We start from the raw sequence: 24,773 nt of genomic DNA, 5'->3' as shown, positions 1-24,773 counted from the left end.
CACATATCCATAACTAGCAGATGCTTATCGGCACGGATGTGCTGCTCCACAAGTCTGCAACGGACTGGGTTCACCGCGACAATAGCACTCCTTCCCACTTTTTGCCTTCTGATCATGATCACACTCGGAACCCCCCTCTCCCCCAACGCCACCAAAGTGATGCTGCTCGGCAGCGGAGAGCTGGGCAAAGAGGTGTTGATTGCACTGCAACGACTCGGGGTGGAAACCATTGCTGTGGATCGCTACGAGAACGCTCCCGGACAGCAGGTGGCCCACCACGCGCGCACCATCACCATGAGTGATCCGGCCCAACTCAAGGCGTTGATTGAAGCGGAGCGCCCCATGCTGGTGGTCCCGGAGATTGAGGCCATTGCAACCCCCATGCTGGAGGAACTCGAAGCCGCCGGCACAGTGCGCGTGATCCCCACCGCGCGGGCCGCCCGCCTGACCATGGACCGCGAAGGCATCCGACGCTTGGCCGCGGAGACACTCGGCTTGCCCACCAGCCCTTACCAATTCTGCGACTCTCTGGCAGAGCTGCAAGCCGCCATTGACAGTGGCATTGGTTACCCCTGCATCGTGAAACCCGTGATGAGCAGCTCCGGCAAAGGCCAAAGCAAGATTGATGGCCCAGCCGATGTGCAAAAAGCGTGGGACTACGCCATGGCTGGCGGGCGGGTCAGCCACGGCCGCGTGATCGTAGAAGGCTTTATTGACTTCGACTACGAAATCACCCAGCTCACCGTGCGCTCGGTGGGTGCCGATGGTCAGATCGTGACCAGTTTCTGTGACCCGATCGGACATGTTCAAGTCAGTGGTGACTATGTGGAAAGCTGGCAACCGATGCAGATGCAGGCCGCCGCACTCGAGCGCGCCCGTGAGGTGTCCCAAGCCGTCACAGACAACCTGGGCGGGCAAGGCTTGTTCGGTGTGGAGCTTTTTGTCAAAGGCGAGCAAGTGTGGTTCAGCGAGGTCAGCCCCCGCCCGCACGACACCGGCTTGGTGACCTTGTGCACCCAGCACCAAAGCGAGTTCGAGCTGCACGCCCGTGCCATTCTGGGCCTACCGGTGGACACCAGTTTGCGTAACCCCGGCGCCAGCGCCGTGATTTACGGCGGCGCAGAGGCCCAAGGCATGGTGTTTGACGGCGTGGATGAAGCCCTGGCCGTGCCCTGCACCGATCTGCGCCTGTTCGGCAAGCCCGAGAGCTTTGCCGAACGACGCATGGGCGTAGCGCTGGCACGGGCCGGAGACACCGACACCGCGCGCCGCAACGCCAAGCTCGCTGCGTCCAAGGTAAAACCCCGCGTGGTTTAAGGCGCAGGCTTTTCCGGCCCCGGCAGGGGAATGGTGCGGGTCTCACCATGCCGCATCAACCACACGCAATCGGGCGCCATCTGGCGCCCGGCCAACGCAGTAGCCAGGTCGCGCGGTGGTTGATCGAAGGCCTCTTGCGTCAGCATGAACGTCCCCCAGTGCACACCCATGGCCAGCGGTGCCTCGAGATCCAAGAGCATTTGCACTGCATCGGCCGGATTCACATGCATGGGCTTCATGAAGTCGCGCGGCAAATAAGCGCCGATGGGCAGGGCCACGAAGTCCATGCGCCCGATCCGCTCCCGTATGGCCACAAAATCGCGGCTGTAACCGGTATCGCCGGGAAACAAGAACCGCCACGGCGCTCCGGGCGCAGTGCTCCACTCCACGCAGTACCCACCCCATAGCGACCGGTTGGTGTCCCATGGCGTCCGCCGGCTCCAGTGTTGGGCCGGGGTGCAGTGCACCCGCAGTCCTTCGGCCACCTCCAACGACTCCCACCACTCCAGCTCGGTCACGGGTGCGATGGCCCGCTTGTCAAACCATGTTTTCAATCCTTTAGGAACCACGAAGCGAGGCGTCTGGCCTGCAGCCAGGAGTTGCTTGATCGTGGCGTCACACAGGTGGTCGTAATGGTTATGGGAAATCAACACAAGGTCGATGCGCGGCAACTCATCCGGCCGCAAGGGAGCCTTGACCCGGCGGCGCGCGCCGAACTTGCCCAGGGGCCCGGCAAACTCTGCGAGGGTGGGGTCCATCAAGATATTGAGTCCGGCAAGCTGCAGCAACACCGTGACATGGCCCAGCCAGGTCACCTGGGGCGCTTCAGACGGTTGCGACAGGAGCCGGTGACTCACGGGCGTGCTCCACTCGGCAGCAAAATGGTCATAACCCAGGTCAGGGGCGCGCAAGGGCTTGAAATCCCCCCGAAGCGAACGCCACAACATCTCGTACCAGGGGAAGTTACCGATCACGACCTCAGGGTCGGAGTTTGCGAATCGGCGAGGAGCGGAGGGTGGCATCAGGGCGGACCAAGGTGGCAACGGGCCACCATGATGCACCAGGCACAAGAAGCCACGGAGCCTGCGGGGCAAGGGCCCCGCTCCAGCCGGGGTTTACTGGTGGAAGACCGCTACAGTGCGCACCAGGTCCTGGGCTTGCTGGCGCAAGCTACCCGCAGCGGCAGCCATCTCTTCGACCAGGGCGGCGTTTTGCTGGGTCGCCTGGTCCATTTGTGCCACGGCGTCACCCACTTCATTCACCCCTTCTGACTGCGCAGAGCTAGCGGCGCTGATTTCCCCCATGATGTCGGTCACGCGGCGGATGCTGGAGACGACTTCAGTCATGGTTTCGCCAGCCTTATCAACCAGTGTCGTGCCCTGCTCCACCCGCTCCACGCTGGTGTTGATCAGGGTTTTGATTTCTTTAGCGGCCTCCGCGGAGCGACCCGCCAGATTCCGGACTTCGCTGGCGACCACGGCAAACCCGCGCCCTTGCTCACCGGCACGGGCGGCTTCTACTGCGGCATTGAGCGCGAGAATATTGGTTTGAAAGGCAATGCCGTCAATCACACTGATGATGTCGCTGATCTTGCGGCTGGCTTCATTAATGCCTTGCATCGTCAAGACCACCTGCCCCACCACCTCGCCCCCGCGCGCAGCAGTCGTGCTGGCTGCCAGTGCCAGGGCGTTGGCCTCCCGCGCATTGTCTGCAGACTGCGCCACAGCGCCCGTCAGCTGCGACATATTGCTGGCCGTCCGCTGGAGGTTGGCTGCTGTCTGCTCGGTTCGAGCGCTCAAATCCTGATTACCAGTGGCAATTTCATGACACGCGACTTCGATGCTACCGGTACTCTGGCGCACTGCGGCGACCGCCGCCTCCATGCGGGCGAGTGTGGCCAGCAACATGTCGCCGCCTTGGGTGGTGGTTTTCACGCCGTGCACATTCAGGTCAATGGTGGCATCCCGATTGACTTGCGACACAAGCACCCGGAGCTCATCACCTTCACGGCCTGCGCGGGCCATGTTGACCGCCATCACGACTTCTACCGCCGTCTGAATGATCACGTACACCGAGTGAATCACCACCCGGCCGAAGTCTGCTTGCGTGATGCAATAAACCCCGAACCCCGCAGCCTGCAAACGATCGAAAAGCACATGGTGCACCGCGTACAGCACCGCAGCGAACACAATGACACGCCAGTCCCGATAAGTCAGGAATAGCGCCAGCGAAACAAAGACACCGAAGTGCATTTCCTCCATGCCCCGGGCCAACTGAATGTGCAGCGCCACAAATGCGACCAACACAAACGCCAGCACAAAGCGGCTCATCACGCTGTAGCGCGCCACCGCAAACACCCCGAAGGCAAGGGCAAGCAACAGCGCACTGACGGTAAATGCCAGACCACTGTCGACAAACGCCATCCCCAAAGCCACCGACACCAGAGCGCTCAGGGTAATAGCGGAGAGCAAGACCTTGTCTCCCAGTACGGCCAAAGCCTCTGAACTTGTTTGCATTGTCTTGGTGGTCATACCCGCTCCATCGATAATAGTTATTTCAGTAAATTCATTATATTTATACAGAAACAGAACAGTGCACTAGGCTGCCATTCTTAGGCTCTGGTTGTGCCCCTCCCCGCTGCGCGGATCGCTATATTTCACGCAAGGCCTACACGCTGCCCGCGCCCTTCGGTTAAAGTGAAATTAGCACTTTGATACATCCTGTGACCCCTCCAAAACCCTTTACTGTTGCGCTGGAGACGGACTCGCCCGCTGAGGTGCAGTTCGATGAAGGGGACGCGAGCCTCTGGAAACTGGCACTTGAAGGCTCCGGGGCAGGCGCGTGGGACTGGAATATTGAAACCGGTGTACAGATTCACTCAAAGCGCTGGCAGGAAATGCTGGGTTACCAGCACGACGAGGTGGGCGCGACAAACAGCAGCTTTGTGGAGTTAGTGCACCCGGAAGACTTGAACCGTATTCGTTTGGCCTATGAGGCCCACATGGCAGGAACTACCCCCACCTATGCGGTGGAAATGCGCTTGCGGTGTAAGGATGGCAGCTGGAAATGGATTTTGACCAGCGGCATGGTGGTGCAACGCAACGCCACCGGTCAAGCCATCCGAATGATAGGAACCCACGTCGACATCGATTCCCGCAAAGCAACGGAAGTACTGCTGGCTCGCAGTGAAGAACGCTGGAAACTCGCCTTGGAAAGCACCGGCGACGGGGTATGGGATTGGCACATCGCAGAGGGCCGCGAGTTTTTTTCCAAGCGATTGCTGGATATGTATGGTTTCACCGAGGCGGAGCTGGAACAAAACCCGGACGAGCTGGACCAGCGGACCCACCCCGAAGACCTGGCCCAGATGCTGAACGACCGGCAAGCTCACTTTGAGCAGCTGACGCCCACCTACTCCAACGAGCACCGCATTCTGTGCAAAGACGGCACCTGGAAATGGATTCTCACGCGGGGCATGGTTGTACTGCGGGACGCCGACGGCAAACCAATGCGCATGGTGGGCACCCATACCGACATTTCTGCGCGCAAAGCGGCGGAGTCGCTGGTTCGGCAACAAGCCTACTTTGACCCGCTGACCGGGCTGCCCAACCGGCGCATGCTGAGAGACCGGGTTGAGCAAGAGATCAAGCGCAACCGCCGGGACGGAAAGCGCCTGGCCATCCTGTTCATGGACCTGGACCACTTTAAGGAAGTCAACGACACCTTAGGCCACGACAGCGGAGATGTGCTCCTGGTGGAAGCCGCACAGCGCCTGCGTGCTTGTGTGCGGGAGCACGACACCGTGGCCCGCATGGGAGGAGATGAGTTCACCCTCCTGATCTCCGAACTCGAAGCCGGACAAGGCCTCGAACACCTGCTCCAAAAATTGCTGCAAAACATGTCCGCAGCTTTTGTGGTGGGGCAAGAGCGGGTTTTTGTGTCGGCCAGCATCGGCGTCACGTTTTTTCCGGATGATGGAAGCGAAGTTGAAACGCTCTACCGGAACGCAGACCAGGCCATGTATGCCGCGAAAAATGCGGGGCGCAACCGGTTCAGCTATTTCACCCCTGCTCTGCAGGAAGCCGCCCTTCAGCGGGCCCGGATTTCGCATGACCTGCATGACGCTTTAGATAAAGGGCAGTTTGAGCTGCATTACCAGCCCCTGGTGGACTTAAGCAGCGGTCAGGTGCGCAAAGCCGAGGCACTATTGCGCTGGCGGCACCCGGTGCACGGAATGATCAGCCCGGCGGAGTTCATTCCGGTCGCCGAGGCCAGTGAGCTCATCATCACCATTGGAGAGTGGGTTTTTACCCAGGCAACCCGCCAGCTGCAAGACTGGCGGGCGCGGCTGCATCCGCATTTTCAGATCAGTATCAACAGTTCGCCTGCGCAGTTCCGGCGTCCTTGCAGCGGAAAGAACACCTGGGTCAGCCGCCTCAAAGAGCAGGATTTGCCTGGCATGAGCCTCGTCGTAGAAATTACAGAAGGCATGTTGCTCGACATGGACACCCACGTAACCCGCCAGCTCATGGAGTGGCGCGACGCGGGTATACAGGTGGCCTTGGACGACTTCGGCACCGGCTACTCTTCCTTGGCCTACCTGCAGGAACTCGATATCGACTTCATCAAGATCGACAAGTCGTTTGTTCAAGGCCTCACCCCGCAGGGCACCCACTTCATCTTGTGCAAGGCCATGGTTGTCATGGCCCATGCCTTGGGTTTGCGGGTGGTCGCCGAGGGGGTGGAGACAGCACTGCAGCGCGATTTGCTGTTGGAGGCCGGTTGCGACTTTGCGCAAGGCTACTTTTTTGCCCGCCCGATGCCGGCCGAACAATTGGAAACGCTTCTTTCTCAACCGGGTATCAGTGGACAGTGGCTTCCGACGACTACACTGCTCGGCATGCAACTGCTTGTCATTGATGACCACCCGATCGTGCGCCAAGGCATGGTTGCTGCGCTGCGACAGCTGCAACCGGGCGTTGAAGTTCTGGAAGCCGCCGACGGGGCCCAAGGCTTGGAGCTGTTGGAGCAACACCCCCGCATCAAAGCGGTGTTGGTCGACCTGGAGATGAAGACGCTGGGCGGCATTCCCACCATCCGCCAGATTCGTCAACTCCAGCCCGCCATACCGGTTCTGGTGGTCGCAGGCTCCGAAGATCCGGACGACTACCGTGCGGCCATGCAAGCTGGCGCCAATGGCTATTGCCCCAAATCCACCGGCTTGCGCACCATGCGACTCGCCGTACGGAGCGTGTTGGACGGCCAGACCTATGTGCCCGATTTCATGAGCGCGTCACCCGAGTGAGCCGCGGGGATACCGGGGCGCTGGACCCCGAAAAGCTTCAACTGCTACGCCACTTCGGCTCGGCGGTCGCGCTGTCCAGCCTGCTGTATGCGGGTTTCAATTGGCTCATGGGTTTTGTGCCAGGTGTGTGGATCATGCTGGGCAACGGTGCAGCACTCATGGCCAACCAGTTCTGGCTGGGACGCATCCGCAACCTAGCGGATTACAACCGCTTGGGTATGGCGCAGACGGCCATTTGTTTCACCGCGGTGTCGGGCGTGACTTACTACTCCGGCGGCGTTCAGTCCCCAGTCGTCGTTTGGATTGCGTTGGCCCCCATCGCAGCGACCTTACTCTTTGGATTCACCTCGAAAACCGTGTTCTGGCTGGCCATGACACTGACCGCTGTGGCCGGCTTCGGGCTCCTTCCCCTCGTCCATTTAGAGGCCCCTAGGCGCTACGACACGGAGCTCACCCATTTGTTTTTCGCCAACAGCCTGTTCGGCTTTGTCTTGCTGCTGTTTGTTTTGACGCAAATTTTTGAGAGCATCAAGAACCGGGCATTGCAGGAATCAGAAACCCGCAACCGGGAGCTCAGGGTAGCCAACGACAGGGTGGAGGCAGCTTATGTCGCCAAGTCACGCTTTCTGGCGGCGGCCAGTCACGACCTCCGGCAACCGGCCCATGCCCTGGGCATGTTTGTGGCGCGCCTGAGCCAAATTCACCAGGAACGGGACACCGCGGTGCCAGAGCGCAGAGCAAGCGAGGAACTGGTGCAGGGCGTAACCACGTCAGCGCAAGCCCTGCAGGAGTTGCTCGATGTGTTGTTTGACTACTCGCGCCTGGAATCCACCCATGCCGACAACCCTTTGCGACCGGTGTGTGTCAATGACTTGTTCACCCAGCTGCGCGTGTTGTTTGCCAACACCGCCGCCAGCAAAGGGCTTCACCTCCGCATCCGGCCCACTCCACTTTGGGTGATGAGCGACCCGGTGCTGCTGCAGCGAGTCTTGCTCAACTTGGTGAGCAATGCCTTGGAGTACACCCCCCGCGGGACGGTGCTGGTGACCTGCCGCCCGGCCGCGCAGGGGCAACAGGCCAGCATCCAGGTCTGGGACAGCGGCATTGGCATTGCACGCGAACTTCACAACACAGTATTTGAAGAGTTCTTCCAAGTCGAAAACCCGGAGCGGGACCGGGCCAAAGGTCTCGGACTCGGCCTGAGCATGGTGGACCGCTCGTGCAGACTGCTGGGCCACGCCCTCGCTTTGCGCTCCAACCTCGGGTGCGGTAGCCGGTTCACCGTCACGGCCACCGCAACCCCGCTGCGGCCCCGCCCTTCAGAGCTGCCGCCGGCAGAAGACTTCTCGGGCAAGGCAGATGTGCAGGGCGCATCCATCTGGCTGATCGAAGACAACGCCTTGGGTGGGCAAGCACTGCAAGGCCTGTTGCTATCGTGGGGCTGCAAGGCCGAACTTTTCGAAGATGCTGACCAGGCCCAGCGCGCAGCCCAAGAGGGCGCGGTGCCCGACTTCATCATCAGCGACTACCGCTTGCGCCACAAACAAAATGGCATCGGCGCTATTTTGACGCTTCGGGCCATGCTGCAATCCGACATTCCGGCCTGCCTCATCACTGGCGACCTGGAAGACGACGTGAATTACCAGGCCCACCGTGCCGGGCTCGTCCTCCTGAAAAAGCCGCTCCAACCGGCCAAACTGCGCAGCCTGCTCCGGCGCAGCTTAAAAACTGCTACCAGTTAGTGCGGCCGCGTGTTCGCGGTGCTTGTGTTGTTTTTTACTTCACAAATCCGGTTTGATGTGCTCCAGAAAGCCCGAGGCGCTGAACGGTAACGCACCTCCCCTGCTGCAAATTTAGAATTTGGTGAAATCACCAACATCGATTGACTGCAAGGGGGAAATGAATGAACGCCATCCAACGAGGAATCTTGCTCGCCCTGCTGCCTTGCAGCTGGGTGGCGCATGCCGCCATCGACGAGCCGGTGATCAAAGCCATGGCTGACACTCTGTCGGGCAAGCCCGCAGAGGCTTTCTCCGCGCTGGCTGTGCTGGAGGAAGTCCGCGCCGGAGACCCCGACTTTGACCTAGCACTCGGAATTGCTGCGAACCGGTCCAAACAGTTCAACCGCGCCATCTTTGCGTTGGAGCGTGTAGTGGTAAGTCAGCCGCAAAACCTCCAGGCCCACCGCGAACTGGCCCGCGCTCTCTACGCAGTAGGCCAAGCTGCTCAAGCGCGCGAAGTACTCAACCGCATCCGCACCGACGACGCGCCGGTCGATGTCGCCAGCACCATGGACCAGTTTCTTCAGTCCCTAGACAAGGCGGACGCCAAGGGGCGACGCTACTTCAAAGCCCATGTGGAGGGTGTCGCCGGGATGGATACCAACGTCAACGGTGCGCCCAACGACGACTCGGTGGCCGTGCCCGCGTTTGGGGGCAGCGTGGTCACGCTCAATAGCGACGGCCAGAAAGTGCGCTCCAACTTCATCGGCTTGCGCGCCGGCATTTCCGACCGGTATGCGCTCAGCCCCGAGTGGTCCGTCTTCGGGCGGGCAAACGTCAACCTTCGGGCGAACGACACCAACGCCAACCAGTTTGACACCCGCGCCTATGCCGCGCTCGGCGGGGTGATGTACCGCAAAGACAAGCACGAGTTCAGCTTGGGCTGGCAAGCCGTCAACGAGGAGCTCTACAGCAACGCGTTCCGCCAGCAGGGCGGTTTGCTCGGTGAGTGGACCTACCGGCTGGATGGCTTCCGCCAGTTCGGCACTTTTGTACAACTTGGCGAAGTGCGCTACTCCGCCCAATCTGCACGGGACATGAAACGCCAGGTTGCTGGCGGCACTTATGTGCAAGTATTCCCCTCCGGCGTGACCGCGTACGGCGGGCTGTACATCGGCAGCGAACGTGCCATGGCGTCAAACCAGAACGCCTTGGGCCACAACCTCAGCGGCACACGCTTAGGTGCGCAGATGGCGTGGACCAGCACCTTGTCGGGGTTTGCGAGCTGGGGCTTTGAGAGTCGCACCTTCGGCGGAGATGACACGCTCTTCCAAACCACCCGCAGCGACAGGCAGCATGCGATCGACCTCGGCCTGTCTTGGGTGCCTGCACCTCAGTGGCGGGTGACGCCCATGGTGTCCTGGCTGCAGACGGAGTCCAACATCAGCATCAACACCTATACCAAGTCCACTGCCGCCGTCGCGGTACGTCGTGAATTCTGACCCCCGGGAGGCAACAGCATCATGAAAAAGCATTCCATTCCCGCCCTCTGGAGCACCCTCGGTGCGGTCCTTCTGGTGGCGCTGCCGCAAACAGGCCACACCGGTGCCGGGGTTGCACAGTTCACCTTCGGAGAAGTGCAGATACAGCGCACCGGTAAAAATGCAGCAGTCCAAAAAGGCGATGTGATTGAGAGCGGCGATGTGCTCAACACTGGCCCCCAGGGCCGTGCCCAGATCAAATTCACCGACGGCGGCATCATGTCGTTGGCACCTGATAGCCAATTGGTGATCCAACGCTACAGCGACAGCAAAGACGGCAGCCAAGACAGTTTTTTGGTCAATTTCGTCCGGGGTGGTTTGCGTGCAGTGACCGGACTGATCGGCAAGCGCAACCGGGACAACTACAAGGTCCAGACATCGGCCTCCACCATCGGGATCCGTGGCTCGGGTTTTAGCAGTGCCTACAACCCAGACGGCACAGTCTCCGTGTCCGGCGAGCTCGATGAGATTGAGGTTTGCACCCAAGCCGGCTGCGTCGGACTAGGGCTGGGCCAGACCGCCATCGTTCAAGACAACAAAACCCTGCCGCAAGTCACCAGCCCGCAGGCGCAGCTGGTGCTCCCGGATTTGCGACAGTCCATCACGATCAGCGGCAACAACGTTAACAGCGACGGCAGTGCTGCCATCGTGCCGCCGCAAAGTAGCTGCACGAACACCAACCAAGTGTTCAGTGTGAATGTCGTAGCCGGTGGGAGCACAGCCCCCGTCTGCGCTGCCAACGGGTTCAGCAACGGCGGCTAAGCCCGGAGGTGGCCCCGCAGAGGGGCCACTGACTCAGTGCATGCTCGCCAACAAGGCAGCATTGCCCCCCGCTGCGGTGGTGTTCACCGTCACGGTTTGCTCCGCGCAGAAGCGGTGCAGGTAGTGCGGGCCGCCGGCTTTGGGGCCGGTGCCTGACAGGCCTTCGCCACCGAAGGGCTGCACGCCCACCACCGCGCCAATCATGTTGCGATTGATGTAGATGTTGCCCACATGGGCTTGCGCGGCCAGCGCCTGGGCGCGGCTGTCGATGCGGGTCTGGATGCCTAGCGTGAGGCCATAGCCCAGCGCGTTGATCTGGGCGACCACGTCTTCGGGGTTTCCATCCCAGCGCACCACTTGCAGCACCGGGCCAAAGATTTCGGCCTTCACCTGCGCAATGCTCGCCACCTCGAAGGCATGGGGCGCCACCATATTTGCTATGATTTCAGGAGCTGCTTGCGCAGTGTATTCGGGGGCCAGAAGCACTTTTGACTCATTTTTCAGGCGCTGGATGTGGCGCTGAATGTTGTCAAACGCCTCGCGGTCAATCACCGGACCGAGGTCTGTGGCCAGGTCCGCCGGGTTACCGGCCTGCAGTTCTTGGGCGGCACCTTGCAGCATCTCGATCACGCCATCGGCAATCGCGCTGTGCACCACCAGCAGGCGCAGCGCCGAGCAGCGCTGGCCGGCGGAGCGGAAGGCGCTCATGACCACCGCGTCCACCACCTGCTCGGGCAGCGCGCTGCTGTCCACCAGCATGGCGTTGATACCGCCGGTTTCGGCAATCAACGGGACGATGGGGCCATCTTTGGCCGCCAGCGCGCGCTGGATGATTTTGGCCACCTGGGTGGAGCCGGTGAACACCACGCCCGCTACGCCGGGTTGGGCCACCAGGGCCGCGCCCACGGTTTCGCCCGCGCCGTGCAGCAGTTGCAGGGCGTCAGCCGGCACGCCGGCGGCCACCATCAGGTCAATGGCGGCTTTGGCCACGCCCGGCGTTTGCTCGGCGGGCTTGGCCAGCACCGTGTTGCCGGTGGCCAGCGCTGCCGCCACTTGGCCCATGAAGATGGCCAGCGGGAAGTTCCAAGGGCTGATGCACACCCACACGCCGCGCGCGGTGAGGCGCAGGGTGTTAGTTTCGCCGGTGACACCGTACTGGTAACCCATCTGCGCGTTTGCCACTTGCGGGCAGCTGATGGGCTGCATGATGCGCTGGGCTTCGTCCGCGTAGTAGCGCAAAAAGTCCACCGCCTCGCGCACTTCGCTCACGGCGTCGCCCCAGGTCTTGAAGGCTTCTTTGACCAAGAGCGCGCAGAACTGCGGCATGGCGGCTTGCAGCGCATCGGCCGAGCGGCGCAACACGGCAGCGCGCTCCTCCACCGGCACTTTGCTCCACTTTTGATAGCTGCTTGCGCAAGTGGCATAAGCGCCAGGCACGGATTGGACATCAAACTCCGGCACCACCGGCACGGGCGTGGTGTGCAGTGCGGCGAGCAGCGGGGCGCGCATGGCGTCGACCGTCAGGTCCAAGCCGATGCTGTTGGTGCGGCTGCCGGGGTGGGTGCCAAACAGGTCGGCCGGCAGCGGCAGGCTGGGGTGCGGCTCCAGGCGCAGGGGTGAGATCAGCAAGTCGCCCATGCCCACCGACTCGTCGGCCAGCTGGTGCACAAAGCTGGAGTTGGCACCGTTTTCCAGCAGGCGGCGCACCAAGTAAGCCAGCAGGTCTTTGTGGGCGCCCACGGGGGCGTACACGCGGCAGGCCACCAGCGGGTTTTTGAGCACTTCGCGGAAGATGCCCTCGCCCATGCCGTGCAGGCGCTGCAGCTCAAAGGGCGCGCCGGTTTTGGCACCCATTTGCAAAATGGCGGCAATGGTGCCGGCGTTGTGGCCCGCGAACTGGGGGTAAATGGCATCGGGCACCGCCAGCAGAGCGCGGGCGCAGGCCAGGTAAGACACATCGGTGTGGTGCTTGTGGGTGAACACAGGGTAGTGCGGCAGGCCCAGCTCTTGGGCGCGCTTCACTTCTGCGTCCCAATACGCGCCCTTGACCAAGCGGCACATGAGCTTGATTTTGTACTTGCGGGCCAGCGCCGTGACGTGCTCAATCAGCTCCAGCGCACGGGTCTGGTAGGCCTGCATGGCCAGCCCCAAGCCGGTCCACTGCGGGCAGTGGGCTGCCACCTTCACCAACAGGGCTTCCAGCACGTCGAGCGACAGCTCGAGGCGGTCCACCTCTTCGGCGTCGATCGTGAGGTTGATGTTGGCAACGGCTGCGGCTTCGCACAGGGTCCAGACGCGGGGCACCAAGTCGTCGAGCACGGCCTGGCGATGCGCGTCTTCATAACGGGGGTAGAGGGCGCTGAGTTTGATGGAAATACCATCATTTTCGGCCAGAGCCCCCGATTTGTTTGCGCGAGTAGCTATGAAATCAATAGCATCCGCATAGCTCTTGAGGTAGCGCAGCGCGTCTTTGTCGGTGCGGGCGCCCTCGCCCAGCATGTCGTAGCTGAAGCGCACATTGGCCTTTTTGCGGGCAGCGTCGGCCTCTTTCATGGCCTCGGGCATGGTCTGGCCGAGCACAAACTGGCGGCCCAAGAGCTGCACGGCGCGCAGGGTGGCGGCCACCACGGTGCGGGCGCCGAGCTTGGCCATCATGCCGGGCTCGTTCTGTGCGTCGGGCAAAAAGTGCTTGGACAGGGCAATGGCCGTGCTCGACAGGCGGGAGAGTACCTTGTCGCCGCTGGCCTCAAAGTCGGCGCGACCGAGCTGGTCGGTGGTCAGCGCAATGGCGGTTTCGGCGTCGGGCACGCGCAGCAGGGCTTCGGCCAGGCGCATCAGGGCCAGGCCTTCGGCGCTGGAGATGGGGTATTCCTTGAGCAGGCTCTCCATCGCCCAGAAGGGCGGCGGGTTGTCGCGCACGGCTTGCACCCAAGGCTCGGCGGTGCGGGCGGCGTGGGCCCAATCCAAAGCGCCCTCCAGCATCTGCAAGCGGTGGGAGACGATGGCGTCTTCCGCACGGTAGGGCGTGGGCAAACGCGGGGAAACGGGGGTGAAAGCGTGGGAACGGGCGGATTGGGGCATAGCGACTCCTGCACAAAGCAAAGAAATGATTTATCGCTATTTTTCAGAAGAATAGAGTGAGTTTTTCTCTTTATTTCTATTTCCAAATAGTGAATTCATCTACCAATGATGCAAAAAGCCGGTCCATAGACCGGCTTTTCACTACAGGGCAGAAGAATCAGAGTCCGAACAGGCTCTTGAGCTTGCCGGCCGCTTCCATTGCCTTGTTCGCGTCGTCCATCAGATTGCGGGTTTTGGGCGCTTCCTGCGCGGGCGTTGGCGCGGGTTGTGGCGCAGTCGTGTTGGCCGTCTGCGCTGGTGCGGCGGGCACCGGGCGGGTAGCAGGGGCTGCCACGGGGGTCGCAGGCAACTGCGCAATGATCTCGACCCGGCGGTTTTGAGCCCGGCCCGCCTCGGTGGTGTTGGCGGCCAAGGGCACCGTTTGCCCCATGCCACGGGTTTTGAGGCGCTGTACGGCAATACCGTAGTTGCGGCTCAGCGCATCGGTCACCGCCGCAGCGCGCGCTTCCGACAAGCGCTGGTTGCTTTCCGCGCCACCCACATCGTCGGTGTGACCCACCACTTCCACACTCAGGCCGGGGTTGTCTTGCAGCACCTTGCCCAACTCTTGCAGGGTGGGTTTGGAGCCATCGCGCAAGACGGCCTTACCCGTGTCGAACTGAAAGCCATACAAATCCACCTTACCGTCAGCACCGAGCGCTTTGGCAATCGGGCTCTCGCCGGTCACGGCCATCAGGCCGTCGTCCAGCTTCTGCTTTTCCACCACAAACAACCACGCACCGCCATCATTCACCCACAGGGACACATAGGTGTTATTCCGCTGGGCGGCCAGGTACTGGTTGTCGGTGCTGTAGTTCAGGTAAAGCTGGCGCGCCTTCATGAGGCTCTGGAAAGCGCTGAGGTTTTCCGTGGTGCAGGGCCGCTCGCAGGTAAACAGGTCGGTAAACCCGCTGCGGCGCAAAGACGACTGGTAGTTGCGAAACACCTGCAGCGGCGAGGCTGACTTGGGCATTTCATAGTGAACATAGGTCACTTTGCCTTCCAAAGGCATCAACTTGGCCGCGGTAAACGCCCCACCCGGCGCGCGCTGGGGCTTGGCCAGGATGAGCTGGAATTCTTCGTATTCCTTGTAGTCGTAGTTGTTGATGCGCGCTCCGGGGAAGCGGGCGACCTCGGGGTGGTCGGCACCCTCCTCCGCCCGCGCCAAACCGGGCAAAGCGCCCAAACCCCAGGCCAACAACACGGCACCCAGCACCTGGCGCAACGGCAAACGAATAAACAAAGCCACTTTTTCCTCCCATTTGGTTTTTGATGGGTGCTAAGTGTAGGCACCCCGTCGCGGTGGGGCGACATTCACCCTTTCAAAATGGTTTCAAGAGGTAGCGCACCGTTATGATCCGCCTAAATTAACCCGCTTGATAAAGGGGATTTCGTGAGCAAGACAACGTTGGCCGGCGATGCCGGATTTGGCTCTTTCTTTCGCTATCACGGCTGGCTGTCCCCCGGCGTTCGCTTATTCCGCACGCTCAGCTTTCCCGCCAAATCGGCCTGGATTGCGGTCTTGTTTCTGGTTCCCATCCTCTTGCTATTGGTCGATAAGTGGGAAAGCACCCACGCGCAAGTAGCCTCCACCGAAAATGAGCTCAAAGGCGTGGCGTATGTCAAACCTTTGCACGAGCTGATTCGCCAAGCGCAGCTGCGCCGCCTGCACGCCATCACCAAGTCCCCCGAGTTCAACGCCAGCCAGAGTGCGGTCAGCCAAGCGTTTGCCAAGTTTCAAGACACCAACAAGCTCTACGGCAAAGAACTCGACACCGCAGAAGCCACTGCCAAGGCCAGCCAGCTCCACCAGGCGCTATTAGCCAGCCCCACCGGCGCCAGCGAACAGGCCACCTTTGAGGCGCACAACGAGTACATCGACACCCTGCTCGAACTCGGCGAACATGTGTCCGACACGTCGGAGCTGTCTCTGGACCCGCAGCTGGAGACCTTTCACCTGATGAACTACGCCATCCTGTACGGCCCGCAGCAGATGGAGAACGTGTCTGAACTCTCCGTCATGGGCTGGTCGGCGCTGAAGGCGGGCAGTAAAACCGAATACCTCTCGGAGCGTGTGAACCAGGACTTCGGCATCCTGCGCTTTATCGACAACATTGTCGAAAACGCCTACATCCGCAGCACTGGCGGCACCCCCGAGGCCGATGCCAAATTCGGCATGAAGGCCAACGACGACGCCTACGACGCCTTCCAGGAAGCCAGCAAAAAACAAGTGATCGGCGACAAACTCGAAGGCGATGCCGATGCCTACCTGAAACTCGGCTCTGCCGCCCTCGAAGCCGAGCGGCAACTGAAAGACAAAATGTTGGCGCAGCTGGAGCTGCAACTGGGCGAGCGGGTTGACGGCCTGTATCGCGATTTCTTTCTGGAAGTCGGAATTGCAGCTATTTTTGTGGCGCTGGCGTTTTACATGCTGCTGGCCTTCTACAAAGTGATGATGGGCGGCCTGCGCGAGGTCACCGGCCACTTGGAGCAAATCACCCAAGGCAACCTGGTGACCGCGCCCACCCCGTGGGGTAAAGACGAAGCGGCCCACCTGATGATCACCCTGCGCGACATGGAGGCCAGCCTGCGCGTGATCGTGCGCAACACCCTGGACGGCGCGGCCAACGTCAACACCGCCAGCGAAGAAATTGCCTCGGCCTCGCAAGACCTGTCGCGCCGCACCGAAGCCAGCGCGGCCGCACTGGAGCAAACAGCGGCCACCATGACACAAATTTCTGAAACCGTGCAGCGCACTTCAGACACCGTGGCAGGTGCCGCCTCCATCGTGCGGTCCAACGCGGACACCGCGCGCCGTGGTGGTGAGGTCATTTCCCAGGTGGTCAGCACCATGCAGGGCATTAACACCTCGTCCAACAAGATTGCCGACATCATTAGCGTGATCGATGGCATTGCGTTCCAGACCAACATCCTCGCGCTGAACGCCGCGGTAGAAGCGGCCCGCGCAGGCGAGCAAGGCCGGGGCTTTGCTGTGGTGGCCAGTGAAGTGCGGAGCCTGGCCGGCCGCAGCGCGGAAGCGGCCAAAGAGATTAAGAGCTTGATCAATGCCAGCATCGAACAGGTGGAGCGCGGCACCCTGGTGGTGGGCGAGGCCGGTAGCGCCATCTCCGAGATTGTGGCCAACGCGGGCCGTATCGACAGCCTGATGCTGGAAATCGCCAGCGCCACAAAAGAACAGTCCTTGGGTATCAATCAAGTGGGTGCTGCCGTGCACGACCTGGACCAGAACACCCAGCAGAATGCGGCGTTGGTCGAAGAAACTGCGGCCGCGGCTTCCGCCTTGTCCGAACAGGCGTCGCGACTGTCGGAAGACGTTTCCTTCTTCAAGCTGAAGTAAGCTCTCCGGCGTGAATGAACACTCTGAACTGGACCGCATCGACCTGCGCATCCTGAGTTGCCTGCAGGCAGACGGGCGCATTGCCAACCTGAAACTGGCCGAGACCGTGGGCCTCTCGCCCACTGCCGTGCTGGCGCGGGTGGCTAAGCTGAGCAAAGAGGGCTACATCCTCGGTTACGAGGCCCGCCTCAACCCGCTCAAGCTGGGCGCCGGCATGATGGTGTTTGTCGAAGTCTTGCTGGACCGCACCACCCCTAATGTTTTTGAGGCCTTCAAGGCTGCGGTGCAAGTCCACAACGAAATCATGGAGTGCCACATGGTGGCCGGCGGGTTTGACTACCTGCTCAAAACCCGCATGGCCGATATGGCCGCCTACCGGCATTTCGCGGGTACGGTGCTGTGGCAACTGCCTGGCGTGCGCGAGACCCGCACCTATGCGGTGATGGAAGAGGTCAAAAACACAACCCATCTCAAGTTGTAACAGGCGACACCCTTGTTACAACTATTCAGGGAAAATGACCCGATGCTTAATCGACGTCATTTCACCCTGGCCGCAGGCGCTACCGCGCTGACCGGCTTCCCCGCAGTCCACGCCCAGTCCGACAAGATCGTGCTGGGTCAGTCTGCTGCTTTTACCGGCCCCGCCGCCCAACTGGGTATCCAGCTGCATGCCGGAGCCAAGTTGTGTTTCGACCAAATCAATGCGCAAGGCGGCATAGGGGGCCGCAGCGTAGAGATCCGCAAACTCGACGATGGCTATGAGCCTGCCCGTTGCGAAGAAAACACCCGCAAGTTGCTCGAAGACGATGTAACCGCTTTGTTCGCTTTTGTCGGTACGCCCACCAGCGCCGTGGCCCTGCCACTGGCTACTAAGGCCCGAGTACCCTTCATTGCCCCGTTTACCGGTGCGATGGCGCTGCGCAACCCGTTCAACCGCTACGCCTTCCACGTACGCGCCTCGTACAACGATGAGACTGCGCTCATCGTCAAACAACTGCACAACGTCGGAATTACGAAAGTGGCGGTGTTCTACCAGAACGACGCTTATGGCAAGGCCGGTCTGGACGGCGTGCAGGCTGCATTGGCCGCCCTGAACCTCAAACCGGTAGCATTGGCCACCGTCGAGCGCAATTCGGTCGACGTGGCGAAGGCGGTAGAGACGCTCAACGCCGCCACCCCGGAGGCCGTGGTGCAGATCACCGCGTACAAGTCCAGCGCGGCTTACATCCGTGCGGCCCGCAAAGCAGGCTACGGTGGCGGCTTTTACAACGTGTCTTTCGTAGGCACGCAAGCCTTGGCCGACGAGCTGGGCAAGGATGGCGCAGGCGTCGTGGTGTCCCAAGTGGTGCCCTCGCCCTACGTGGGCAACAAAGCCATTTCACGTGAATTTGCAGAAGCCGTGCGCAAAAGCAATGGCGCAGTGCAAGCCAACTTTTCCAGCATGGAGGGCTATATTGCCGCAAAGGTGGTGGCCGAAGCCTTGCGCCGAAGCGGCGGCAAAGGTGGCGCGGACTCCCTGATCGCCGCCATGGAGAGCATCAACGGCCAGCCTTTCGGCGGCTTTAACGTGAACTTCTCCAAATCGGACCACGCGGCGTCTACCTTTGTGGAAATGTCCATGCTCACCGGCGACGGCCGGGTGCGCACCTAAGTAGAAGCGGGGTAATGGCGGGCGCCGAAAATGGCGCTGCCCACCCGCACCATGGTGCTGCCGCCAGCAATGGCGGCATCGAGATCGCCACTCATGCCCATGGAGAGCGTGTCCAGAGGCAGCCCCTGCGCCAAAAGAGCATCAAAAACCTCTCTAGCCCTTATAAATACTGCGCGAGCAACTACAAAATCAGGAGCAGGCTCGGGAATACACATAATCCCGCGTAGCTGCAGCCCCGGCAGCGCCTGCACCCCCAGCGCCAGCGCGGCGGCCTCTGCGGGCACGACGCCTGATTTGGTAGCCCCGCCATCCACATTAACCTGAATACACACCTGCAAGGGCGGCAGGTGCGCCGGGCGCTGGTCGCTCAGGCGCTGGGCAATTTTCAAGCGGTCTACGGTGTGCACCCACTGAAAGTGCTCTGCCACCAGGCGGGTCTTGTTGCTTTGAATCGGCCCGATGCAGTGCCACTCGATAGGGAGCGACGCCAGGGCGGTGATTTTCTCCACCGCCTCCTGAATGTAGTTTTCGCCAAAAGCACGCTGCCCGGCGTCAAACGCCTGCTGCACGGCGTCGGGCCCGAAGGTCTTGGACACGGCCAGCAACTGCACGCTGCCCGTAGCCCGTTGGTAGCTTGCGCAAGCCTGCGCGATACGCTCTGTAACAGCGTGGAGATTGTCGGCAATCATCGTCATAATCTCCCGAGCGTATCAAACCTGCCATCTGCAGAAAGAGGACCCCGTGGACATTACCCAGCTGCTCGCCTTTAGCGTCAAAAACAAAGCGTCTGACTTGCACCTTTCGGCGGGCCTGCCGCCCATGATCCGGGTGCACGGCGATGTGCGCCGCATCAACGTGGAGCCCTTGGACCACAAGCAGGTGCATGCCATGGTGTACGACATCATGAACGACACGCAGCGCAAGATGTACGAGGAGTTTCTGGAGATTGACTTTTCGTTCGAGATTGATGGCCTGGCCCGCTTTCGCGTCAACGCCTTCAACCACAACCGCGGTGCAGGTGCGGTGTTCCGGACGATTCCAAGCAAAATCCTCTCGCTGGAGCAACTCAACGCCCCCCGGATTTTTGCCGACCTGGCGCTCAAACCCCGGGGTATGGTGCTGGTGACCGGGCCGACCGGTTCGGGCAAATCCACCACCCTGGCAGCCATGGTCAACTTCTTGAACGAAACCGAGTTCGGCCACATCCTCACCGTGGAAGACCCGATCGAATTTGTGCACGAGTCCAAAAAGTGCCTGGTGAACCAGCGCGAGGTGGGCCCGCACACCCTGAGCTTTGCCGCCGCCCTGAAGTCGGCCCTGCGCGAAGACCCGGACGCGATTCTGGTGGGCGAAATGCGGGACCTCGAAACCATCCGCCTCGCCATGACTGCGGCGGAAACCGGCCACTTGGTGTTCGGCACCTTGCACACCTCCAGCGCCGCGAAAACCATTGACCGGATCATTGACGTATTCCCGGCTGAAGAAAAAGAAATGGTGCGGGCCATGTTGTCCGAGTCGCTGCAGGCCGTCATTTCACAAACACTGTGCAAAACCAAAGACGGCCAGGGCCGCGTGGCCGCCCACGAGATCATGCTGGGCACCAGTGCCATCCGCAACCTGATCCGCGAAGCCAAGGTGGCGCAGATGTACTCTGCCATCCAGACCGGTAACAGCGTAGGCATGCAGACCCTGGACCAAAACCTCACCGAGCTGGTCAAGCGCAATGTGATCAGTGCCGCCGAAGCGCGCTCCAAAGCCAAAATTCCTGAGAACTTCCCAGGCTAGACAGAAAGGTAGGTGTTCTCATGGAACGCGATCAAGCCACGAAATTTATTAACGATCTGCTCAAGCTGATGGTCAGCCGCAATGGCAGCGACCTGTTCATCACCGCTGAGTTCCCGCCGGCTATCAAGGTCGATGGCAAGGTCACCAAGGTGTCGCCCCAGCCGCTGAATGCGGCCCACACCATGGCGCTGGCGCGCTCCATCATGAATGACAAGCAGATCGCCGAATTCGAGCGCACCAAGGAAAGCAACTTTGCCATTGCGCCGGCCACGATTGGTCGGTTCCGGGTGAATGCGTTTATTCAGCAGGGCAAGGTGGGCATGGTGCTGCGGGTGATTCCGCAGGTGCTGCCCACGATTGACGGGCTGGGTGTTCCGCAGGTGCTCAAGGACATCGTGCAATCCAAACGGGGCCTGTGCATTCTGGTGGGCGCGACCGGCTCCGGCAAGTCCACCACCCTGGCAGCCATGGTGGACTGGCGCAACGAAAATTCCTATGGCCACATCATCACCGTGGAAGACCCGGTGGAGTTCGTACACGCCCACAAGAACTGCGTGATCACCCAACGCGAAGTCGGGCTGGACACCGACAGCTGGGAAGCCGCACTGAAAAACACCCTGCGTCAGGCGCCTGATGTGATTCTGATGGGCGAAATCCGCGACCGCGAGACCATGGAACACGCCATCGCGTTTTCCGAGACCGGTCACTTGTGCCTGGCCACACTGCACGCCAACAGCGCCAACCAGGCCCTGGACCGCGTGATCAACTTCTTCCCCGAAGAGCGCCGCAGCCAGTTGCTGATGGACCTGTCGCTCAACCTGCGCGCCATGGTGTCGCAGCGGCTGATTCCCAAGCAGGACGGCAAAGGGCGCATGGCCGCAGTGGAGGTGATGATCAACTCCCCCCTGATTTCGGATTTGATCTTCAAGGGAGAGGTCTCCGAAGTCAAAGAGATCATGAAGAAAAGCCGCCAAGCCGGTATGCAGACCTTTGACCAGGCCTTGTTCGACCTCTACGAAGCGAACGCCATCACCTACGAAGACGCTCTGCGCAACGCCGACTCGCTGAACGATTTGCGCCTGCAGATCAAACTCAATAGCCGCCGCGGCAAGACCACGGACCTGTCTGCCGGTACCGAAAACTTTGCCATCATGTAAACCATGCCTACGATCAATCCCAAAACCTACGAACCCTCTCCTGCCTACTCGGTCGCCTTTCTCGGTCTGGGCGTCATGGGTTACCCCATGGCGGGGCACCTAGCACGCGCCGGGCACCAGGTCACGGTGTACAACCGCACCGCTACAAAATCAGTAGCATGGTGCGCTGATTTCTCGGGTGCTAGCAGCCAATTAGGCACACATTCTCACGCCCCCACACCGCGGGAAGCGGCGCAGGCCGCCAACATTGTGTTTTGCTGCGTGGGCAACGATGCGGACCTGCGTAGCGTGACCCTGGGTGCAGACGGCGCCTTTGCCGGCATGAAGCCCGGCGCCATTTTTGTAGACCACACCACCGCCTCTGCCGATATTGCCCGTGAGTTGAGTGCAGCGGCTACAGCCCGCGGCTTGCAATTCATCGACGCGCCGGTGTCCGGCGGTCAAGCGGGTGCAGAAAACGGTATGTTAACGGTGATGTGCGGTGGCGATGCCACCGCGTTTGAAGCCGTCAAACCGGCGGCTATGGCCTTCTCACGGGCATTCACCTTGCTGGGCGACAGCGGCTCCGGCCAACTGGCCAAGATGGTCAACCAGATTTGCATTGCCGGCCTGGTGCAAGGCCTGTCAGAAGCTGTTGCCTTCGGCCAGCGCGCTGGCCTGGACATGAACCAGGTCCTCGACGTCATCGGCAAAGGCGCCGCCCAGAGCTGGCAGCTGGACAACCGTGGCAAGACCATGGTGGCCGACAAGTTTGATTTCGGTTTCGCGGTCGACTGGATGCGCAAAGACCTGGGCCTGGTGTTGGATGAAGCTAAGCGCAACGGGGCTCGCCTGCCGGTCACCGCCCTGGTGGACCAGTTTTATGCCGATGTGCAATTGATGGGCGGCAACCGCTGGGACACCAGCAGCTTGATCAAGCGCTTGAAATAGGTCGCCTCCGCGCTCCACAAAAAAGGCCTGCAACTGCAGGCCTTTTTTGCGGGTGGGCGCACAGCACTTATTTCTTGGCAGGCTCCGGCTGGGCGGGAAGCATGCGGGCCAACTCTTCTTCGGAGATGATTTCCAGAATACGCACCACACGGCCTACGCCACTCACACCGCTGATGATGTCGGTCGCGCGCTTGGCTTCACGGGCTGTCACCCGCCCCATCACATACACCGTGCCACGCTCCGTGGTGAGCTTGAAAGCGCTGGCAAACAGGTCTTTTGCATCGACCAGGGCGGCCTTGGCACGACCGGTGACCAAGGTGTCAGAGGAACGCTGGGTCAAGGTGGTGTTGCCCATGACATCGAGCTCATTGACGATGTTGCGCACGTTGTCCACGCCCGCCACAATTTTCTCAATCAGCTGCTTGTCCTGCAGGTTCGGCACTTCACCGGTCAGCAGCACCTGGCGGTTGTAGCTGGTGACGTTGACGTGCACACGCTCGCCCAGGTTTTCGCGGATCCGGCTGGCGGCGCGGAGCTCAATACCCTCGTCCTCCACCAGACTGCCGGAGGTCCGGCGGTCGGTAGCCACCAGACCGGTTCCTACAAACGCGCCGCCGACCAACAAGGGAAAACAGGCACTCAGGCTGGAAGCCAGTAGTGTGCCGATGACGATGCGGGAGATAAGTTTCTTCATAGTGGGGTTTCCTGTTCACCGAGGAGTTGGGCGTCAACTGCATCGCAAATGCAGTGCAGCGCCAGAATATGGACTTCTTGAATTCGGGCCGTGCGGTCGTGCGGTACGCAGATGTGCACATCGGTATCCCGCAGCACCTGCGCCATTTTTCCGCCGGACTTGCCGGTCAAACCGACGACCACCATTTCCCGCTCATGGGCCGCCTCAATGGCCGCCAACACATTGGCCGAGTTACCGCTGGTCGAGATGGCCAGCAACACATCACCGGGCGCCCCGAGTGCGCGCACCTGCCGCGAAAAGATGACATTGAAGTCGTAATCGTTGGCAATGGCCGTCATGATGGAGCTGTCGGTCGTGAGGGCAATCGCCCCCAGCTCAGGCCGTTCACGCTCGAAGCGACCGACAAACTCGGCCGCGAAATGCTGGGCATCTGCTGCAGAGCCCCCATTGCCGCAAGCTAGAACCTTGCCCCCACTGGTCACGCAAGCCAACATGGCCTGCACGGCGTATGCAATGGGTTTACTCAGGGTCTGGGCGGCTTGGTATTTCAGGTCCGCGCTGTCAATGAAGTGTTGTTGTATACGTTGTTCCAGCATGGACGGCATGATACCGCGCAGCGTAGAAACCCTGATGAATGCACCCGCGCAGGTGTTTCAAGATGCATCAAACGCGGCACGCAGCCACTCCACCGCATCGCCGTCCATCACCACCACGTCAAACCGGCAAGGTGGCACCGTGCGCAGGGTCAGCAGGTAGTGCCGCGCCGCAAAAATAATACGCCGCTGTTTGACATGCCCCACACTGGCCGCGGCACCGCCGTGGTCGGTGCGGCTGCGCTTTCGCACCTCGACAAACACCAGCGTCCCGTCCCGGTCCCGCAGAATCAAGTCGATCTCGCCGCCGCCCCGCCCCGGAGTCCGATAATTGCGGGCAACGAATTGCAGCCCCTTGGTTTGCAAAAAACCCAACGCCCGCTCCTCTGCCGCGTCACCGACCTGTTTGGTGGTGCGCAAAGCGGGTCGTGATGGAAGTAAGCCCATATGAGTGCGTCTTTTTCTTCAGCCATCCAAGCCGCCAAAGAAGCGGCCGGTGAGCAACATTATCCGCAAGGCTGCCTGTATGTGGTGGCCACCCCGATCGGCAATCTGGCAGACATCACGCTGCGGGCACTGCATGTATTGGGTCTGGTGGACTGCGTGGCCTGCGAAGACACGCGGCACACCCAGCAGATGCTGCGGGCCTACGGTATCGACAAGTCAGGCGCTGCCTTGCTGGCTGTGCACCAGCACAACGAGACCGAAGCTGCCCAGACGGTGATTAGCCGGCTCCAACATGGTCAGCGTGTGGCCTATGTGAGCGATGCTGGCACCCCCGGGGTGAGCGACCCGGGCGCACGCTTGGTGGCGCAGGTGCGCGCAGTCGGGCTTCGTGT

At 61.1% G+C, this 24,773-nt stretch carries 20 protein-coding genes; 12 read left to right on the top strand and 8 right to left on the bottom strand.

Annotation, left to right across the window (positions count from 1 at the left end; translation table 11 throughout):
• Window positions 1–114: 114 nt before the first annotated feature.
• The gene (gene purT / locus QZW03_RS16460; protein ID WP_296511133.1) at window positions 115–1,317 is read left to right on the top strand and encodes a formate-dependent phosphoribosylglycinamide formyltransferase; all 1,203 of its coding nucleotides are present in this window, start codon (window positions 115–117) and stop codon (window positions 1,315–1,317) included.
• On the opposite strand, the gene QZW03_RS16455 is transcribed toward purT, so the two are convergent.
• Both QZW03_RS16455 and QZW03_RS16450 read right to left on the bottom strand, forming a co-directional pair.
• The gene (locus tag QZW03_RS16455; protein ID WP_296511131.1) at window positions 1,314–2,339 is read right to left on the bottom strand and encodes an MBL fold metallo-hydrolase; all 1,026 of its coding nucleotides are present in this window, start codon (window positions 2,337–2,339) and stop codon (window positions 1,314–1,316) included. The genes purT and QZW03_RS16455 overlap by 4 nt on opposite strands.
• 93 nt (window positions 2,340–2,432) lie before the next feature.
• The gene (locus QZW03_RS16450) at window positions 2,433–3,848 is read right to left on the bottom strand and encodes a methyl-accepting chemotaxis protein (protein ID WP_296511127.1); all 1,416 of its coding nucleotides are present in this window, start codon (window positions 3,846–3,848) and stop codon (window positions 2,433–2,435) included.
• A 191-nt stretch (window positions 3,849–4,039) separates the two neighbouring features.
• Between QZW03_RS16450 and QZW03_RS16445 the strand changes: the two genes are divergently transcribed.
• The 4 genes from QZW03_RS16445 to QZW03_RS16430 all read left to right on the top strand — a co-directional run bounded on the left by QZW03_RS16445 (window position 4,040) and on the right by QZW03_RS16430 (window position 10,646).
• Entirely contained in the window at window positions 4,040–6,622 is a 2,583-nt protein-coding gene (locus QZW03_RS16445) for an EAL domain-containing protein (protein ID WP_296511125.1), read from the top strand.
• Window positions 6,619–8,364 carry a hybrid sensor histidine kinase/response regulator gene (locus QZW03_RS16440; RefSeq protein ID WP_296511123.1) on the top strand — a complete coding sequence of 582 codons (1,746 nt, stop codon included), beginning with the start codon at window positions 6,619–6,621 and terminating at the stop codon, window positions 8,362–8,364. Before QZW03_RS16445 ends, QZW03_RS16440 begins: the two co-directional genes overlap by 4 nt.
• Before the next feature lie 161 nt (window positions 8,365–8,525).
• Window positions 8,526–9,845 (top strand): porin family protein, encoded by a 1,320-nt coding sequence (locus tag QZW03_RS16435; RefSeq protein ID WP_296511122.1) that lies wholly within the window; start codon window positions 8,526–8,528, stop codon window positions 9,843–9,845.
• Window positions 9,846–9,866: 21 nt separating this feature from the next.
• The gene (locus tag QZW03_RS16430) at window positions 9,867–10,646 is read left to right on the top strand and encodes a FecR family protein (RefSeq protein WP_296511121.1); all 780 of its coding nucleotides are present in this window, start codon (window positions 9,867–9,869) and stop codon (window positions 10,644–10,646) included.
• Window positions 10,647–10,679: 33 nt separating this feature from the next.
• Here the strand turns inward: QZW03_RS16430 and QZW03_RS16425 are convergent, their stop codons facing one another.
• Together QZW03_RS16425 and QZW03_RS16420 are read right to left on the bottom strand one after the other, a co-directional pair.
• A complete protein-coding gene (locus QZW03_RS16425; protein ID WP_296511120.1) occupies window positions 10,680–13,727 on the bottom strand; it encodes an L-glutamate gamma-semialdehyde dehydrogenase in 3,048 nt (1,015 codons plus the stop codon).
• A gap of 157 nt (window positions 13,728–13,884) precedes the next feature.
• Entirely contained in the window at window positions 13,885–15,015 is a 1,131-nt protein-coding gene (locus QZW03_RS16420) for an OmpA family protein (protein ID WP_296511118.1), read from the bottom strand.
• A 144-nt stretch (window positions 15,016–15,159) separates the two neighbouring features.
• On the opposite strand from QZW03_RS16420, the gene QZW03_RS16415 reads away from it, so the two are divergent.
• From QZW03_RS16415 to QZW03_RS16405, 3 genes are read left to right on the top strand one after another with little or no spacing between them, the layout of a single operon-like run.
• Window positions 15,160–17,124, top strand: a complete 1,965-nt coding sequence (locus QZW03_RS16415; RefSeq protein ID WP_296511117.1) for a methyl-accepting chemotaxis protein — start codon at window positions 15,160–15,162, stop codon at window positions 17,122–17,124.
• A 10-nt stretch (window positions 17,125–17,134) separates the two neighbouring features.
• On the top strand, window positions 17,135–17,605 hold the full coding sequence (locus QZW03_RS16410; RefSeq protein ID WP_296511114.1) for an Lrp/AsnC ligand binding domain-containing protein: 471 nt from the start codon (window positions 17,135–17,137) through the stop codon (window positions 17,603–17,605).
• Window positions 17,606–17,647: 42 nt separating this feature from the next.
• Window positions 17,648–18,775 carry an ABC transporter substrate-binding protein gene (locus QZW03_RS16405; protein ID WP_296511112.1) on the top strand — a complete coding sequence of 376 codons (1,128 nt, stop codon included), beginning with the start codon at window positions 17,648–17,650 and terminating at the stop codon, window positions 18,773–18,775.
• Here QZW03_RS16405 and QZW03_RS16400 read toward each other — a convergent pair.
• Window positions 18,772–19,470, bottom strand: a complete 699-nt coding sequence (locus tag QZW03_RS16400; RefSeq protein WP_296511111.1) for a YggS family pyridoxal phosphate-dependent enzyme — start codon at window positions 19,468–19,470, stop codon at window positions 18,772–18,774. The genes QZW03_RS16405 and QZW03_RS16400 overlap by 4 nt on opposite strands.
• Before the next feature lie 46 nt (window positions 19,471–19,516).
• Here QZW03_RS16400 and QZW03_RS16395 point away from each other — a divergent pair, with 46 nt between their 5' ends.
• From QZW03_RS16395 to QZW03_RS16385, 3 genes are read left to right on the top strand one after another with little or no spacing between them, the layout of a single operon-like run.
• Window positions 19,517–20,560, top strand: coding sequence for a type IV pilus twitching motility protein PilT (locus QZW03_RS16395; protein ID WP_296511108.1), 1,044 nt, complete (start codon window positions 19,517–19,519; stop codon window positions 20,558–20,560).
• A 20-nt stretch (window positions 20,561–20,580) separates the two neighbouring features.
• A complete protein-coding gene (locus tag QZW03_RS16390) occupies window positions 20,581–21,717 on the top strand; it encodes a PilT/PilU family type 4a pilus ATPase (RefSeq protein ID WP_296511107.1) in 1,137 nt (378 codons plus the stop codon).
• 3 nt (window positions 21,718–21,720) lie between these two features.
• On the top strand, window positions 21,721–22,647 hold the full coding sequence (locus tag QZW03_RS16385; protein WP_296511106.1) for an NAD(P)-dependent oxidoreductase: 927 nt from the start codon (window positions 21,721–21,723) through the stop codon (window positions 22,645–22,647).
• A 67-nt stretch (window positions 22,648–22,714) separates the two neighbouring features.
• On the opposite strand, the gene QZW03_RS16380 is transcribed toward QZW03_RS16385, so the two are convergent.
• Genes QZW03_RS16380 through QZW03_RS16370 form a run of 3 tightly spaced genes read right to left on the bottom strand, consistent with a single transcriptional unit; the run spans window position 22,715 to window position 24,381 of the window.
• A complete protein-coding gene (locus QZW03_RS16380; RefSeq protein ID WP_296511105.1) occupies window positions 22,715–23,341 on the bottom strand; it encodes a BON domain-containing protein in 627 nt (208 codons plus the stop codon).
• The gene (locus QZW03_RS16375) at window positions 23,338–23,937 is read right to left on the bottom strand and encodes a phosphoheptose isomerase (protein ID WP_296511104.1); all 600 of its coding nucleotides are present in this window, start codon (window positions 23,935–23,937) and stop codon (window positions 23,338–23,340) included. Before QZW03_RS16375 ends, QZW03_RS16380 begins: the two co-directional genes overlap by 4 nt.
• Before the next feature lie 57 nt (window positions 23,938–23,994).
• Window positions 23,995–24,381 carry a YraN family protein gene (locus tag QZW03_RS16370; RefSeq protein WP_296511103.1) on the bottom strand — a complete coding sequence of 129 codons (387 nt, stop codon included), beginning with the start codon at window positions 24,379–24,381 and terminating at the stop codon, window positions 23,995–23,997.
• Here QZW03_RS16370 and QZW03_RS16365 point away from each other — a divergent pair.
• On the top strand, window positions 24,382–24,773 hold a 392-nt coding region (locus QZW03_RS16365; protein WP_296511102.1), incomplete at its 3' end, for an SAM-dependent methyltransferase.

It is taken from the genome of Rhodoferax sp., from assembly GCF_013297935.1.
GTDB lineage: Bacteria > Pseudomonadota > Gammaproteobacteria > Burkholderiales > Burkholderiaceae_C > Allorhodoferax.
This window is presented reverse-complemented; position numbering and strand designations above follow the sequence as displayed.

Excerpts from the sequence above, each read along its gene's own strand:
- QZW03_RS16370 (WP_296511103.1), bottom strand. The coding sequence starts at position 24,381 with ATGGGCTTACTTCCATCACGACCCGCTTTGCGCACCACCAAACAGGTC.
- purT (WP_296511133.1), top strand. The coding sequence starts at position 115 with ATGATCACACTCGGAACCCCCCTCTCCCCCAACGCCACCAAAGTGATG.
- QZW03_RS16435 (WP_296511122.1), top strand. The coding sequence starts at position 8,526 with ATGAACGCCATCCAACGAGGAATCTTGCTCGCCCTGCTGCCTTGCAGC.
- QZW03_RS16380 (WP_296511105.1), bottom strand. The coding sequence starts at position 23,341 with ATGAAGAAACTTATCTCCCGCATCGTCATCGGCACACTACTGGCTTCC.
- QZW03_RS16430 (WP_296511121.1), top strand. The coding sequence starts at position 9,867 with ATGAAAAAGCATTCCATTCCCGCCCTCTGGAGCACCCTCGGTGCGGTC.
- QZW03_RS16455 (WP_296511131.1), bottom strand. The coding sequence starts at position 2,339 with ATGCCACCCTCCGCTCCTCGCCGATTCGCAAACTCCGACCCTGAGGTC.
- QZW03_RS16425 (WP_296511120.1), bottom strand. The coding sequence starts at position 13,727 with ATGCCCCAATCCGCCCGTTCCCACGCTTTCACCCCCGTTTCCCCGCGT.
- QZW03_RS16405 (WP_296511112.1), top strand. The coding sequence starts at position 17,648 with ATGCTTAATCGACGTCATTTCACCCTGGCCGCAGGCGCTACCGCGCTG.
- QZW03_RS16390 (WP_296511107.1), top strand. The coding sequence starts at position 20,581 with ATGGAACGCGATCAAGCCACGAAATTTATTAACGATCTGCTCAAGCTG.
- QZW03_RS16375 (WP_296511104.1), bottom strand. The coding sequence starts at position 23,937 with ATGCTGGAACAACGTATACAACAACACTTCATTGACAGCGCGGACCTG.
- QZW03_RS16400 (WP_296511111.1), bottom strand. The coding sequence starts at position 19,470 with ATGACGATGATTGCCGACAATCTCCACGCTGTTACAGAGCGTATCGCG.
- QZW03_RS16450 (WP_296511127.1), bottom strand. The coding sequence starts at position 3,848 with ATGACCACCAAGACAATGCAAACAAGTTCAGAGGCTTTGGCCGTACTG.
- QZW03_RS16385 (WP_296511106.1), top strand. The coding sequence starts at position 21,721 with ATGCCTACGATCAATCCCAAAACCTACGAACCCTCTCCTGCCTACTCG.